9 protein-coding genes are annotated in these 15320 nt (G+C 68.7%); 4 read left to right on the forward strand and 5 right to left on the reverse strand.

Translation table 11 applies throughout. The features are described 5' to 3' along the window. Nucleotides 1-15: 15 nt before the first annotated feature. From J2X21_RS14480 to J2X21_RS14500, 5 genes are all read right to left on the reverse strand, one after another. Nucleotides 16-1881 (reverse strand): DUF4832 domain-containing protein, encoded by a 1866-nt coding sequence (locus J2X21_RS14480; RefSeq protein WP_310329770.1) that lies wholly within the window; start codon nucleotides 1879-1881, stop codon nucleotides 16-18. Between the two features lie 193 nt (nucleotides 1882-2074). Next, on the reverse strand, nucleotides 2075-3964 hold the full coding sequence (locus tag J2X21_RS14485; protein WP_310329772.1) for an NPCBM/NEW2 domain-containing protein: 1890 nt from the start codon (nucleotides 3962-3964) through the stop codon (nucleotides 2075-2077). Further along, nucleotides 3961-6648: an alpha-galactosidase gene (locus tag J2X21_RS14490; RefSeq protein WP_310329774.1), complete on the reverse strand. Its 2688-nt coding sequence runs from the start codon at nucleotides 6646-6648 to the stop codon at nucleotides 3961-3963. Before J2X21_RS14490 ends, J2X21_RS14485 begins: the two co-directional genes overlap by 4 nt. Next, nucleotides 6645-7739, reverse strand: coding sequence for an amidohydrolase family protein (locus J2X21_RS14495; RefSeq protein ID WP_310329776.1), 1095 nt, complete (start codon nucleotides 7737-7739; stop codon nucleotides 6645-6647). Before J2X21_RS14495 ends, J2X21_RS14490 begins: the two co-directional genes overlap by 4 nt. After that, on the reverse strand, nucleotides 7739-10585 hold the full coding sequence (locus J2X21_RS14500; RefSeq protein WP_310329778.1) for a TonB-dependent receptor: 2847 nt from the start codon (nucleotides 10583-10585) through the stop codon (nucleotides 7739-7741). The genes J2X21_RS14495 and J2X21_RS14500 overlap by 1 nt, the downstream gene beginning before the upstream one ends. A gap of 383 nt (nucleotides 10586-10968) precedes the next feature. On the opposite strand from J2X21_RS14500, the gene J2X21_RS14505 reads away from it, so the two are divergent. The 4 genes from J2X21_RS14505 to J2X21_RS14520 are packed head-to-tail and all read left to right on the forward strand — an operon-like array spanning nucleotide 10969 to nucleotide 15279. After that, complete coding sequence (locus tag J2X21_RS14505; protein WP_310329779.1) at nucleotides 10969-11880, forward strand: EamA family transporter; 912 nt, start codon at nucleotides 10969-10971, stop codon at nucleotides 11878-11880. Then, nucleotides 11877-13157, forward strand: coding sequence for a D-tagatose-bisphosphate aldolase, class II, non-catalytic subunit (locus J2X21_RS14510; RefSeq protein WP_310329781.1), 1281 nt, complete (start codon nucleotides 11877-11879; stop codon nucleotides 13155-13157). Before J2X21_RS14505 ends, J2X21_RS14510 begins: the two co-directional genes overlap by 4 nt. A gap of 11 nt (nucleotides 13158-13168) precedes the next feature. Then, a complete protein-coding gene (locus J2X21_RS14515) occupies nucleotides 13169-14329 on the forward strand; it encodes an SIS domain-containing protein (protein WP_310329783.1) in 1161 nt (386 codons plus the stop codon). Nucleotides 14330-14334: 5 nt separating this feature from the next. Next, nucleotides 14335-15279 carry an N-acetylglucosamine kinase gene (locus J2X21_RS14520; RefSeq protein ID WP_310329786.1) on the forward strand — a complete coding sequence of 315 codons (945 nt, stop codon included), beginning with the start codon at nucleotides 14335-14337 and terminating at the stop codon, nucleotides 15277-15279. Nucleotides 15280-15320 lie beyond the last annotated feature (41 nt).

Genomic DNA, 15320 nt, shown 5'->3' on the forward strand with positions numbered 1-15320 from the left:
TCCTGGATGGGTTCTTCAACGGACGGTGAGCGTGGTGCCCGCGCGGAAGGCGCCCAGCGTGGCGTCCCAGGCCTGGGCCTTGGCGCTGTTGTCGGCGTTGGCGGGGCGCACGCTGTAGCGCACGTCACCGGCCAGCGAGGCGGCACCGTCGGGCAGCGCGAGCAACACGTCGTAGGCGCCCGTGGGCGTGCCCGACGGCACGGTGAAGCCGGCCGACACGGTGGTGGTCGTGTTGGGCAGCCAGGTGCGCGGGTCCGCTGTCGGCAGCGCGAGGCGCACGACGGCGCCGCTGGTCTTGTGCTTGAGCAGCAGCTGCACCGCGCGCGGGTTGAAGGCGCGCGCCCAGCCGCGGTTGTGCACCGTCAGCAGCAGCGTGCCCGACTGTCCCGCCGTCACCGCGTCGCTGTGGCGCAGCGTCGTGTACTCGAAGCGGTAGCCCATGCTGCGCTTGACCTCGGCCATGCAGCCCTGCTGCTCCCAGCGCACATGGAAGATGTCGCGGTAGTAGCTGTCGTTCAGGTAGGTCAGGTTGAACTGCCGGCCCTCGTTCAGGATGTCGGTGCAGCTGGTGCGCGGCGTGGGGTTCTCCTCGTCGGCCGGGTTGCAGGTCTCGCCGCCGAAAGGCGCCACGCGCGACAGCGACGCGATGTAGTTGCGCTCGTTGGTGCGCTCGCTGGCGTTCTCGCTGTAGGTGCCCACATCGGTGGCCGAAGCCAGGAAGCAGTCGTTGTGCGCGCCAATGCGCGACGCGGCGGAGCCATCGCGCCAGCCGGGCACGCTGGGCGCCCAGGCCATCAGATAGGCCGGGTAGCGCAGCTGCAGGAAGCGGTCGGCCGGCAGCGCGGCCAGCAGCGCGTCGCGGATCTGCGTGCGTGGGCCTGTGTCGGTCAGGTTGTTGGACGAGGTGTGCCACTCGCCCCAGGCGCCGATGAAGCCGGCCTGCAGGAAGGCGATGACGTCGGTATTGGCCGTCAGCACCGGCTTGAGCTGGTCGATGTGGCCCAGCACGCGCGCCAGCGGCGCGTCCTTCACGTTCTGGTATTCGGTCTCGTTCTCGGGGTAGTTGTAGAGGAAACGCGGCACCAGCTTCAGGCCGGCGCGGCGCGCGATCGTGAAGCTGTTGGTCAGCTGGGTCAGCACGCTGGCCGGCAGCGTCGTGTTGGCATAGGCATCCAGCCGCACGGGGGCGTACACCACGCGGTAGCCCTGCTGGAACTGCGAGTCGGCGTTGGCCTGCGTCCATTGCAGCAGGTTGTCGGCGGCCCAGACGTACATGCCGCGCTCAGGGTTGGCGATCTCGGCGGTGCTGGCGGTGAAGCTGGTCTCCACCGGCGCGGGGCCTGGCGCCGGGCCGGGCGTGGGCGCCGGCGCAGTGGTCGTGAATCGCCAGGCCTGGCTGGTGCTGCTGGTGCTGCAGGTCGTCACCGAGAAGCCCACCTGCCCCACCTGGGCCGGCGCGGTCAGGCACAGGTTGTGGGCGGCTAGCTTGAGTTGCGACGTCGTGCCGCCGGCCAGCGCGACCGTCTGGAAGCGCTGGCGCGCCTGCGTGGGCTGGCAGGTGCCCAGTTCGACGAACGCGCCGTTGCTGGTGCCTGTGGCGGCCACGCACAGGTTGGCCTGCGCATTGCGGATGGTGACGATGCTGCTGCCGCTGCTGACGGGTGTCAGCACGAAGTCCTGCAGCGCGCCGGCATTGCAGGCGGCCAGGCGGATGTCCCAGGTGTCGACCTTGGCCTCCAGGCAGGCGTTCAGCGAGTTGGACACCACCGGCACGGCGGTTGCGGTGGCAGGCAAGGCGGCCAGCAGCACCGCGCCGAGCGGGGCCGAGAGCTTCACCACGCTGCGGGTGCGCGGCAGGGGGCAGGGACGCATGGAGTGCATCAGGTTCTCCTCAAGAAGATCGGGCGTCAGGCCCGAAGTTGTAGACACGCAGTGCGCTGGACTGGGTGATTCAGGCCGCGTCAGCGCGAGCGCGGCCTGGGCACCGGCGCGACCGGTGCCATGGAGAGCGGGAGAGGAAGGCGCGTGGAGAGGCGAGGGCCTGCTCACGCCACGGGAATCGGTGCGAGAGGGTCTACTCGATGCGAGCCTCGCCCCAGGTCACGACGACGGGGCCTGCGGTGTCGGCCCCATGCTGGCGCGCGATCAGCTCGATCAGCTTCACGCCGCGCAGGTCGGCGCTGAGTTCGCGCGCCGCTTGGTTGAACTTGAGAGGCGCGGTGTTGGCGAGCTTGCGGCCGTCGCCCCAGACCTCGAAGCTGACGCCGGCGGTCTTGCCGCGCGTCGAGTCGTCCACGCCGACCTTGGCCGTGAAACGCTGCGAACCGGGCGTCACCTGCACCTGCAGGCGCGAGTCGGCCAGCACACCGATGCCGTGGCGGAAGGCCTGGCGCTGCACGCTCAAGGCCTGGTCATACGGCGTCGAGTCGGCGCGCGGGCCGCCCCAGCCGGCATAGGCCGGGCGGGTGCCGCCGTTGTCGGTGGTGGACCACGACGCCAGCGCGCGGTAGACGACGGGGTCCTGCTCCAGCGCGCGGATGCCGTCTCGGGCAACGTAGACGCTGCCGGGCCGCTCGGACACGAAGTAGCCCTTGGGCAGCACATGCTTGCCGGTGGCGGTGAACAACAGCGCCTCGCGGGCTTGAAGCTCAAACTCGCGCTTGCCCGTGAAGCTGCCCGCATCGGCACGCGCCCACGCATCGCGCAGCGCGATGGGCGTCGTGGCATCCATCTTCAGATGCTCGGCCGTCAGCGTGAACTTCGCCGGTGCGCCGGTGCGGTTGAACAGCAGCACCGCCTTGCGACCGTCGGCCAAGGTCTTCACGACGATCTGGCGGTCACTGTCTGCGTAGGCCAGCACACCTTGATGGCCGGCCGGGTCCTGGTTGATGGCCACGACCTCGGGCGCCTTCAGGATGTCGATGACGGCGGGCGAAGCCTTGGACAGGTCGGTGCCTATCATCAGCGGCGCGGCCATGATGGCCCACAGGCCCATGTGCGTGCGCGCCTCCAGCAGGTGGCTGTCGCCAAAGTCGCCGTTGCCGATCTCCAGCATGTCGGGGTCGTTCCAGCGGCCGGGGCCGGCGTAGAACTCGCGTGTGGCGACGGTGTCGAAGTTGTGCACCATCTGGGCGAAGCCCTTCCAAATGTCGCGGCTGGTGCGCCACATGGAACCGTAGTCCTGGCCCCAGGAGCGCACGTTGACGGTGCCCCACAGGCAGACCGACAACGTGTAGTCGCCGCGCGGGCGCACCTCGTGCAGCGCCTGCTTCAAGCCGGCATAGAGCTTCTTCGTGCCCTCGATGTCGGACTGGTTGATGCTGCCTTCGACGATGGTCGGCTTGTATTCGCGGTACTGGCCCGAGGCCACGTGCGGGCGGTCGCGGCCGTAAGACGACAGGCCGCAGCCGTCCACCTTCAGGTAGTCGAAGTTCCACTCGCCGAAGAACAGCGCGACGTCCTGCTTCATGAAGCCCATCAGCCCCACCTCGCGCTCGGCATGCGTGCCCTCGGGCAGGTTGGGGCTGTCGGCGTCATAGGCCTGGGAGCAGGCGTTGCGGCCGATGTCGGTGTAGATCCCGGCCTTCAGCCCCATCGCGTGGATGCGGTCGGTGAAGGGCCGCAGCGACGAGTCCTTGCCGGCGCCTACATGGGCACTGGGAAACAGCCCCGTGCGCACCAGCAGCCGGCCGTCGGACGTGCGGCGCTTCAGCCACCAGCCGTCGTCGATGTTGATGCTGCGGTAGCCCGCGGCGGCCAGGCCGGAGTCGACGATGACCTGGGCCGAGTCCATCACCTTCTTCTCGGTGATATCGACGCGGAACGCGTTCCAGCTCGACCAGCCCATGGGCGGTGTCATCGCATGGCCCACCGGCTGGTGCTGCCAGCGGCCGGTGGCTTCCAGCGTCTGCTGGGCTTGCGCCGAGAACGCGGCGAGCAGGGAGGCAAGGGCGAGCAGCTTCATGCGGAGGTCAGCAGGCGGCCGAAGGCGGCGGGGACGTGGAAGTCGGGCGTGGCGGTGTTGGTCGGGCTCCATGCGGAGTACACACGACCCGCGCCCTGCCCTTCACGACCTTCCACTCGGAACAGGTTCAGGCGCCAGCCGTCCTCCAGGCCGCGCATGGGCACGGCCAGCTCGGCCGTCCAGACCTTGCCCTTGGCATCGATGTGCGCCTTCGCGCGGCTCTCGCCGGCGACGCGCTTCTTGCCCGAGGCCTCGACGGCGATCTCCAGCAGCAGCCCGTTGGGCGACACCTCCACCTCGCGGTAGCTCTTCAGCCCGGCGCGCTCCGGCGCCTGCAGGAACACCTCGACGACGTCGCGCTCCCACAGCGGCCAGATGTCGGTGGCCGAGCCGGCGCGCTCAAACGTGCTCAGCGCCTCGTACTTGCAGATGAAGCGCAGGTAGAGCTGGTCGGCACCGCGCAGCAGCTGCACGCGGGTGGACTGCGGGCCGGTGAGCGCCCTGCCTCGCCAGTCGTGACGGAAGAAAGTGGCTGGCGCATCGGCCCATTGCGAGGCCAGCGGGAAGCCGTCGGCTCCGACCTGCTTCACGGGTCCGGCGAAGGCGACGGGCAGCGTGTCGGGTGCGTCAGGCTGCGCCTCGATCAGCAGGCTGTGCGTGAAGCGCACGGGCAGCGTGGGCTTGTCTGCCGTCACCTTGCCGAGTTCCTTGCCGCTCAGCGAGTCACGCACCGTCCAGCGGCCAGCGTTCAGGCCCCGCAGCGTGACCGGGCCGTCCCAGCGCTCCGCATAGAACGCGTAGTGCAGCGCACCGCCGCGCTCGACGACGTGCGTCTCGGGTTTGTCGAAACCCAGGTCGTACAGCTCGCCGCGGTAGCGGCCTTCGGCCAGGCGCTGCTTGTTGTACAGGTCCACCCAGGTCTTCCAGTGCGCCTCGCGTTCGGGCGTCAGCAGGAACGAGTCCTTGGGCTTGGGGTCCACCGGCCAGGTGAACTTGGTGGCCACGACGGCGCCGATGCCGACGCTGGACGCGAAGTCCTGCCCGCCGGTGCTCAGCTCCACGTGGTCGCCCGCGTAGGCGGACCACGGACCCATCAGCGCCTTCAGCGTCTTGCCCTTGTGGCGCACCTGCCAGCTGGACAGCGGGTCGGACGACGGCGCCTGGTCCATGAACGGCATGTTGTGGAAGGCGTAGCTGGTGCCGCAGGGGCAGACCTCCAGGACGGCTTCCGGATTGGCCGCATGCGCCACGTCATGCATGACCTTGTAGAAGGTAGCGACCGCCTCGACCGACTCCTCCGGCCGCGCATGCTTGTGCTTGGGGTTGTAGCAGGGCGCCACGCCGTTCAGGTGCTGTCCATCGACCTTGAGGCCGTCAAAGCCCCAGTCGCCGATGATCATCTTGATCGTCGCAGCCAGGCGCGCCTGCGTCTTCTCGTAGGCCGGGCACAGGTAGAAGCTGTTCCACCAGGTCACGTCCTGCACCGCGCCGTCCTTGTCCAGCAGCAGCAGGTCGGTGTGCTTGTGCAGCTCGTCGCTGCCGGGCGCGACGGCCAGCGGCGCGATCCACAACCGGGCCTTCATGCCGCGGGCATGGATGTCGGCCACCAGCGCCTTCATGTCGGCCTCGCCCTTGGGGAACTTGGCGAGGTCGGGCGTCCAGTCGCCGGTCTTGACCTGCCAGCCGTCGTCCAGCACGGCCCACTTGAAGCCCAGTTCCTGCACCTTGGGCAGCGTGGCGCGCACGTAGTCGAGCGAGAAGTCGCGCTCGTAGCCCCAGGCGCACCACTGCGGCTCGTAGGCGCTCTGCGGCGGCTCGGGCGCGGCCAGGCCCTGCGCGGCCATCAGGCGGCGGTAGCGGTCCAGCGGCACATAGAAGTCGCCACGGTGCACGGCGATGAAGCTGGGCGGCGTCGTCAGCGTGGCACCGGGCGCCAGCGTCTGCGGCGTGTCGCCGCGCAGAGAAATGTCGACCTGGTCGCCGCTGGCCTTCACGGGCAGCGCGACGAGCTGCGGTTGAAGGGCCAGATGGCCGACGGCCAGGCCGACATCCCGGCGCCAGACATCCACGACGGGCGTGCCGCCGCCGTAGTCCGACGCATTCATCCCCATGAAGTTGCGCTGATCGAAGCCGCGCTTGACCGGCTGCACCCAGTCGCGGCGGTCGGCGTGGCTGGCACCTGAGTAGGTCCACCAGCCGCCCGCGTGGCGCGGCGCGGCGGCCAGGCGGTGGGCCGCGTTGACCCAGGCCTCCACGGCCAGCGGCTTGCTGCCGGTGTTCGTGTAGCTGACGTCCAGCAGCGCGACACCGGGATGCTCATCCAGCAGCGTCACGGTGACGCGTTTCTCGACGCCGTCCGTCGAACGGCCCACGAGGCGCAAGACCTGGCCCGCGCCAAACGGCGTGGCCGCCTTGCCCGGCTCGGCCTGCTGCAGCGTGAAGCGCGCCAGCGGCTTGCCGTTGACGACCAGGTGTTCGCTCGCATCGAAGCCCGTCAGCGCGACGGGTTGCTTTGGCGCAAGGCTGACGATGCGGCTGCGCATCTGCTCGTCGAACTGCAGCGACACCAGAGCGTCCTGCAGGCGCACATGGCCCATGCCTTCGGCCGCATGCGCGGCCAGCGGCAGTTGCGTGGCCAGCGGTGCGGCGCCCAGCCACTGCAGGAATGCACGGCGAGCCGTCATCGCTTCGCTCCCCAGGCGCCAGGGAAGGCGCGTTCGGCGTTGGTGCGGTAGAGCTTGTCCACCACGGCGCGCGGCAGCGCCAGGCCCTTCACGGGCTTGTCCAGATCGCTCACCTTGAAGGACTCCGCGGTGTTGAAGTAGCGCCAGTGCATGCGCCACACACCTTCGGCCTCGCGGCCCAGCGCGGCGCCGTCCTGGTCGGGGGCTTGTGCCATGTCGCTGCCGTACAGGATGCGGTCCTGGTATTTGATGAAGAAGCGGCGCACGCGCTCGCGGTCCTTCTGGCTTTGGTGTTGCAACTGACCGATGCGCGCGGCGACATCGACAACGGCGTGAGGGAACTTGTCGAGGAAGGCGGCCAGTTCGCCCACATCGCGCTCCAGCGACGCGAGGTGAACGCCGATGAAGCGCAGCTTGGGGTGGGCAGCCACCATGCGATCGCGCGCGGCCATCTGCGCTTCCCAGCTGGGCATCTCGGGGTGCAGGTGCATGTGGTACTGCGGGTGGGCCTTGAAGTACTCGCGGTCATTGTTGACCGTCATCTTCTCCAGCGGCAGCCAGCAGTTATGCGGCTCGCCCTGGTGGCCCAGCAGCGGGATGCCCTGGTTCGCGAAGTCGTCGAACAGCGGCGCGAAGCGGGCGTCGTCAATCATGACCAGCTTCTTGTCACTACCTCGCAGGCTCATGCCGATGTTCTTCCACACCTTCACGCCCACGGCGCCGGCTTTCATGGCGGCATCGATGCGCTGGCGTGTGGCGGGCAGCCAGGCGGGCTGGTCGTAACCGTCCACCGAGAAGCTGGCCGCCCAGGCCACGTCCTTGGGGAACTGCTTCTGCAACTCGATCGCGACGCGCTGCTGGTCGGCCAGCGGCGGGAAGTCGGGGTAGTCGACGTTGATCGTCAACACCTTGAAGTTCTGGCGCTTCGCGGCTTCCATGAAGGCCGGCGCTGCGTTGTGCAGGTGCAGGTGCACGTCGACCTTGGCCACGCGGGCGTAGTCGGCCATCGTGTAGCTGGGCTCGGCCGCCTGCGCGGTGAAAAAAGCCGCCCCGGCAAGCAGGGCGGCAACGGAGGAGACAAGAGGTTTCATCAGAACTTGATGCTGGCGCCCAGCGTGAAGGCGCGGCCGTAGCGGTAGTAGCCGTTGGGCAGGCTGACATTGCCGTTGCCCAGCTTGGGCGCCTGCACCGCATCGGTCAGGTTGTTGCCTTCGAGGCTGATGCGCAGCCACTGGTTCACTTCATAGGCCACCTGCGCGGTGACCCAGGTCACGGCGTTGGCGGTCTCGTTGAAGTTCGCGCCAATGACGTTGGTGGCGGTGACGAAGCCGTCGGTGCGGTCGGCCGTGGCGCTCATGCTCCACGGGCCGCGCTCGTACAGCACGCCCAGCGATGCGGTCGCCGGTGCGATGCCTTCCAGCGGCCGCTCCACATCGGCCACCCAGGCGCGCGACTTGTTGCGGGTGTACTGGGCGCGCACGCCGAAGCCGTTGTCGAACAGGTGCTGGAAGCCGACCTCAAAGCCGCGCGCGGTGGCCTTGTCGCCGTTGACGGGCCGCTGCACATTGAACAGCCGGCCGCCCGGCGCACCGATGTCCTGGCCCGACAGCCAGAGGTTGGTGATCTGGTTCTTGATGTTCTTCTGGTAGACGGCGAAGGTCAGCGCAGAGTCCTTCGAGTAGTACCACTCCAGAGACGCGTCGACCTGGCGGGCGCTGTAGGGCTTCAGCTCGGCGTTTCCACCGTAGACCTGGGTGAAGTCGCCCCAGGAGATGCCCTCGGTCGTGTTCGTCGGCGCGAGCTTGTCCACCGCGGGGCGCGCCATGGTCTTGGCGGCGCCCAGGCGCAGTTGCAGGTCGTTGGTCAGCAGGTAGGTGAAGTTGAAGGCCGGCAGCGCGAAGTTGTAGGTGGACTCCTGCTGCACCGTGGACGGCGGCGCATAGACGGCCTGGTAGTTCCACGGGCCGTTCGTGATGATGTCGAGGATCTTCGCGTCCCAGGCCTGGGCCGTGGTCTTGGTGCGCACGAAGCGCACGCCGACGTCCGCATTCCAACTCTCGCCCGACAGGTCAGCCTGCACGAATGCGGTCGTCGTCTTCTCGGTCACGCGGTAGCTTTGCAGCGGGTTCCACTGCGGCGCCGAAATGGTGGAGCTGTAGACGCCACCGCCCGGACGGGGCTTGCCGTCCCAGGCCTTCAGCGCCTCGGCGTAGTTGGCGACATCGAAGCCAAGGAAGCTGCGCGGGAAGTTGCCGCCGACGTCGTCCAGGAAGCCCTTGGGGCTGAACGACTGGTTGATGACGTTGCCGCCCAGTGCGCCGACGTTGATCGCGTTCTGGCCCGAGTAGTGGTCGGCACCGGAGTTCAGCGCGTTGTTGATCAGGTCGCGCGACTTCTTGCGGTTGGTCTGGTTCAGCCCGAACTTCAGCTTGTCGATGTAGAAGCGGTCCAGCGACCATTCGGCATCGACCTTGGCACCGTTGATCTTGTCGTCGATGTTGTCGCCGGCGCGGCTGTAGTAGTGGGTGTTGAAGTCGCTGGCCTTGAACAGGCCTTGCGCCAGGCCGGTCTGCAGGTCGCGGCCGTCGGCGAACGTGGTCTTCACGTCGGGCACGGCGCCGCCGTTGAGCTGGATGCGCGTGACGTTGGGCTGGTTCATGCGCAGCACGACGTAGCTGTCGTTGCCGCCGGAATGACGCTTGGAGGTGGACTCGTAGAGGTCGCCTTTCACTTTGAGCGACGGCGACAGCTTCCACTCCGCGTTGACGCCGTACAAGGCGGTGTCGACGACGCGGTACTCGGTCTTGTTCAACAGCTCGGGGTTGAGCCGCATCTCGGGGTCGGTGCTGGCCAGCGTCAGGTCGGTCACCACGCCGTTGGTGATCTTCATGTTGGACCAGCGGCCCGGCGCATACAGCGGGTAGAAGGACAGCTGGTAGCCGACCTGCGGTGAATCGAGACGCGTCTTGAATCCGTCCACGACGACCTTCAGGTCGCTGCTGGGCCGCCATTCCACCTTGCCCGACACGGCCAGGCGCTTCTTGTTCTCCATGATGGAGCCGAAGCGGAACTGACCCGGACCGATCAAGCCCTCTTCATTCAGGTCGAGCTGGCCGTTGCCGTTGGGGTCGATGGCGCCACCCCAGGTGTTGCCCCACTGCCAGAACTGGCTGGGGTCGCTGGGGATGGGATTGCGGCTCCAGCCGCCGTCGTTGCCGGCCGTATCGGTGCGCACATCGCGCTTGGCGTACACCAGGCCCAGCAGCACGCCGAACTGGTCGCCGAAGGTGTTGCTGTAGGTGGCCGAGAGCTTCTGGCCATTCAGTTCGCTCATCTGGTTGCGGTCGGCCTCCAGGCGCAGCAGGCCGCGCTGGCCCTTCTGGTCGAAGGGACTGGCGGAGCGCAGGTTCACCAGGCCGCCGATGGCGCCTTCCATGATCGAGGCCTGCGTGGACTTGATGACGTCGGCGCCACTGATGACGTCGGCGGGCAGCACGTCGTAGGCGAAGTAGCGGCCGGCGCTGTCGGTGCCCAGCAGCCGGTCGTTGAAGGTCGTGATCGTGTACTCGGGCCCCAAGCCGCGGATGCTGACCTTCTGGCCTTCGCCGCCGGCCGTGCGGGAGATGGACACGCCGGTGATGTGGCTCAGCGAGTCGGCCACGTTGTTGTCGGGGAAGCGGCCCAGCTCGGTCGCGCTGATGCTGTCCTGCACGCCGGCGGCATTGCGCTTCAGCGTCAGGGACTTCTGCAGGCTGGCGCGGGTGCCGGTCACTTCCACGCGGTCCAGCGTCTCGGCTTCGGGCTTGGTGGCGGCGTCCTGGGCGAACGCGGGGGCGGCAAACGCGGCCAGGGCCAGCAGGCCGGCAACGGTCAGCGGGTGCAAGGCAAAGCGGGCAGCGGCCTGGTCTTGCGGGCGGGGTTGCAGTCGAGGACTCATCAAACGGTTCCTTTTTTCTGTCGTGGCTGCCGTCAGGGCAGCGCGAGGCAATCTGCTTGTAGATGCCGGGGCAGCTCTCCCCCGGTGCGGTTTGCCAGCCCCGGAAAGTGCCCCGAGCCGGCTTGCCGCAAGTCTACGAATTCTTTCGTTTGATTTCGTATATGGTTTTCACGTATACCGAATGCTTTCGATGAATCATGCCACGAAAGGCTTCCGTGGGGCTGACATAGAGAGAACTCGCTGAGCTATACAGGGATTGATCCCTCAAGCGCGGGATTTGGCATACGAAAGCACTTTCGCCGTTGTGTTTTCGTTTTTGTTCGTTTATGCTTTCGCTCGAAAGTTGTCGACAACGACCACCGACTGACGAAAAGACCTCGCCCATGCAAAGCAACTGGCTCACTTATGCACTGATCTCGACCCTGCTGTGGGGCGTGTGGGGCGCCTTCACCGGCCTGCCCTCGCAGCACGGCTTCCCGGACACGCTGATCTACGTCGTGTGGGCGCTGACGATGATCCCACCCGCCCTCATCGTGCTGGCCCGCGTCGGCTGGCGCGTCCAGCGCGATCGCCGTTCCATCGTGCTGGGCCTGGCGGTGGGCCTGCTGGGCGCCGGTGGCCAGATGCTGCTGTTCCGTGCGGTGCAACTGGGCCCGGCCTATCTGATCTTCCCCATCGTGTCGCTGTCGCCGGCGATCACCATCGCGCTGTCCTTCGGCCTGCTGGGCGAACGCACCGGCAAGCTGGGCGTCGCGGGCATAGCTCTCGCGCTGTGCTCGCTGCCGCTGTTCGACCTGCAGCTGGGCCAGGCCGGCGAAGGCCTGGGCCTGTGGTTCGTGCTGGCTCTCATCGTGATGGCGGCCTGGGGCCTGCAGGCCTACTTCATCAAGCTGGCCAATGTGGGCACCAGCGCCGAGAGCATCTTCTTCTACATGACCGTGGGCGGCCTGGCCTGCGTGCCGGCCGCGCTGTGGCTGACCGACTTCTCGCAGCCCATCCACTGGGGCTGGAGCGGCCCGGGCCTCGCGGCCGCCACCCAGGTGCTGAACGCCGTGGGCGCGCTGATGCTGGTCTACGCCTTCCGCTACGGCAAGGCGCTGGTCGTGTCGCCGCTGGTCAATGCCGGCGCGCCGCTGCTGACGGCCGTGCTGTCCATGGCCCTCAGCGGCGCCATGCCCGCGGGCACCAAGTTGCTGGGCGTGGCGCTGGCGCTGCTGGCCGCGCTGCTGCTGGCCTTGCAGCCCGAAACACCCTCTTCTTCCTCTTCCCAACCCGTTCAAGGAGACGCCGCATGAAGCTCATGCTCGACCTCGTGCGCCGCCACAAGCTCGCCGCCCATGGCAAGGCCATCGGCATCCCGTCCGTCTGTTCCGCCCACCCCGTCGTCATCGCCGCCACGCTGCGCGAGTGCGCCGCCCAGGGCCGCCCGGCGCTCATCGAGGCCACGTCCAACCAGGTGAACCAGGACGGCGGGTACACCGGCATGACGCCGCTGGACTTCCGTCGCTACGTGCAGCAGATGGCAGCCAACGAAGGCCTGCCCCCCGAGCTGCTGCTGCTGGGCGGCGACCACCTGGGCCCCAACGCCTGGCGCAAGCTGCCCGCCGAAACCGCGATGGCCAAGGCCGAGATCATGGTGGCGCAGTACGTGGCCGCGGGCTTCCGCAAGATCCACCTCGACTGCTCCATGAGCTGCGCCGACGACCCCGTGCCGCTGCCCGAGCCCGAGATCGCCGCGCGCGCCGTGCGTCTGTGCCTGGCCGCTGAACAAGCATGGCGCGACGCGCCCGACCGCGGCGAGCCGCCCGTCTACGTCATCGGCACCGAAGTGCCCGTGCCCGGTGGCGCGCACGAAGACCTGGGCGAACTGGCCGTCACGTCGCCCGGGGCCGCGTCGTCCACGCTGGAACTGCACCGGCACGCCTTCGCCCGTGCGGGGCTGGACCTGGCCTGGGAGCGCGTCGTCGCGATGGTCGTGCAACCCGGCGTGGAGTTCGACCACCACAAGGTCATCGACTACCGCCCCGAGAAGACCCGCGCGTTGAGCGCCTTCATCGAGAGCCAGCCCGGCCTCGTCTTCGAGGCGCACTCGACGGACTACCAGACCCCCGAGCGCCTGGCCCAACTGGCGCGCGACCACTTCGCCATCCTGAAGGTGGGCCCCGGCGTGACCTTCGCGCTGCGCGAGACGCTGTGGGCGCTGGCCGCCGTGGAGCGCGAATGGGTGGGCGAGGGCGAAGGCCTGGTCGACACCGTGCTGGGCGTCATGCGCGGCGAGCCCGAGCATTGGCGCGGCTACTACCAGGACCCGGCGCGGCTGGACGTGGACCTCGCCTACTCTTTGAGCGACCGCATCCGCTACTACTGGGCCCACCCCGCCGTGCGCCAGGCCTGCAACACCATGCTGGCCCGGCTGGACGCGTCGCCGCCGCCGCTGACGCTGTTGAGCCAGTACCTGCCCCGCCAGTACGAGGCCGTGCGCGACGGCCGCATCACCACGCACACCGACGCGCTGCTGCGCGACGGCACTGTCCAGGCCCTGCGCCCCTACCTGCATGCCTGCGCTGCTTGATTGATTCCGACATGACCCTGCTTCACCTCGCTCCCACTGACCTCGCGCAACGCGGCGGCACGCACACCGCCCGCGAGATCGCCCACCAGCCCGACGTCTGGCAAGCCATCCATCAACAGGTGCAGGCCGAGCGGCCCGCGCTGGACGCCTTCCTGAACCCGCTGCTGGCCCTGCCCGACCTGCGCATCGTGCTGACCGGTGCCGGCAGCTCCGCCTTCATCGGCCAGACGCTGGCGCCCGCGCTGCTGAAGCTGCTGGGCCAGCGCCCCGGCATCCGTGTCGAGGCCGTGGCCACGACCGACATCGTCTCCAGCCCCGAGCAATGCCTGCAGCCCGAAGTACCCACGCTGCTGGTGTCGTTCGCGCGCTCGGGCAACAGCCCCGAGAGCCTGGCCGCCGTGGAACTGGCGGACCGCATCGTCAAGCGCAGCCACCACCTCGTCGTGACCTGCGCCGCCGAGGGCACGCTGAACCAGCGCCTGGCCGGCCAGGCACACGCCCATGTGCTGCTGCTGCCCGACGAGACGCACGACCGCGCGTTCGCGATGACCTCCAGCTTCACCGGCATGCTGCTGGCCGCCGTCTGGGCCTTCGGTCTGCCGCTGCAACCCGTGACAGCGCTGGCTCAGGCCGCCACCGCCTTGATGGGCGCCGAGGCCGACCGCCTGCACACGCTGACCGATGGCCAGCCCTTCGAGCGCGTCGTCTACCTCGGCAGCAACACGCTGCAAGGCCTGGCCCGCGAGGCCGCGCTGAAGCTGCTGGAGTTGACCGACGGAAAGCTCGTCGCGCTGGCCGATTCGCCACTGGGCTTCCGCCACGGACCCAAGACCATCCTGAACGACAAGACGCTGGTGGTCATCTTCCTGTCCAACGACCCCTACACCCGCCAGTACGACCTGGACCTGCTCAACGAGCTGCGCCGCGAAGGCCGCGCTCGCGTGCTCGCCCTGGGCGCCGCCGGCGCGGCCACGCATGCAGACGACGTGGCGCTCGCGCTGCCCGCCGGCGCGCCCGACCTCGCGCTGGCGCCGATCGCCCTCGTGTTCGCACAATGCCTGGCGCTGCTCGCCTCGCTGCAGCTGGGCATCACGCCCGACACGCCCAGCGCCTCGGGCACCGTGAACCGAGTCGTCCAAGGTGTCACCATCCATCCTCTGATCCAAGGATGAGTCCCATGTTTCTCGGCATCGACGGCGGCGGCACCAAGACCGCCTTCGTCCTGATTGACGGCAGTGGCCGGCTGCTGGCGCGCCACGAGGCCACGACCAGCTACTACCTGGAGATCGGCTTCGACGCGCTGCGCGCGCTGCTGCGCGACGGCGTGCAGGCGGCGCTGTCGCAGGCCGGCCTGCGCGCTGCTGACCTGGCCCACACCTTCGCCGGCCTGCCCGCGCATGGCGAGGACAGCGAGCTGCTGGCCTCGTTCGACACGCTGCTCGCCGGCGTCGTGCCCCGCAGCACCATCGGCAACGACATGGTCTGCAGCTGGGCCGGCTCGCTCGCCGGGGCCGACGGCATCAGCCTCGTCGCTGGCACGGGCTCCATCGCCTACGGTGAATGGCAAGGACGCAGCGCGCGCTGCGGCGGGTGGGGCGAGGTCTTCGGCGACGAAGGCTCCGCCCACTGGCTGGCCCGCGAGGTGCTGGCGCTGTTCTCGCGCATGGTGGACGGCCGCGCCGAGCCCGGCCCGCTGGTGGACCTGGTGCGCGAGCACTTCGATCTCAAGGTCGACCTGGACCTGTGCGGCGAGATCAACGGCAGCGCCGCCCGCAGCGAACTGGCCCAGCTCGCCCGACTGGCCACAGCCGCCGCCAATGCGGGCGACGCGCAGGCCCGCCAACTGCTGGTGCGCGCCGGCGACGAACTCGCGCTGCTGGCCGCCGGCACCGCGCGCAACCTCGGCCTGCCGGCGGGCACGGCGGTGGATGTGTCCTACTCCGGCGGCGTCTTTGCGTCGGGTGAACTGGTGCTGGGCCCGCTGCAAGCCGCACTGGCCCGTCGCCTGCCCGGCGCCGTGCTGAAGCGCCCGCGTTTTGGGCCTGAGGTGGGTGCCGCGCTGTATGCCGCTCGGCTGGCCGGCCAGCCCTTGTCGGCTGAAGCCCTAGGCAAGCTCGCGTAGACCCGTCGATATCATTCGAAAGTCGGCCCACCGCCTTTCGA

It is taken from the genome of Roseateles asaccharophilus, assembly GCF_031458115.1.
Lineage (GTDB): Bacteria > Pseudomonadota > Gammaproteobacteria > Burkholderiales > Burkholderiaceae_C > Pelomonas > Pelomonas asaccharophilus_A.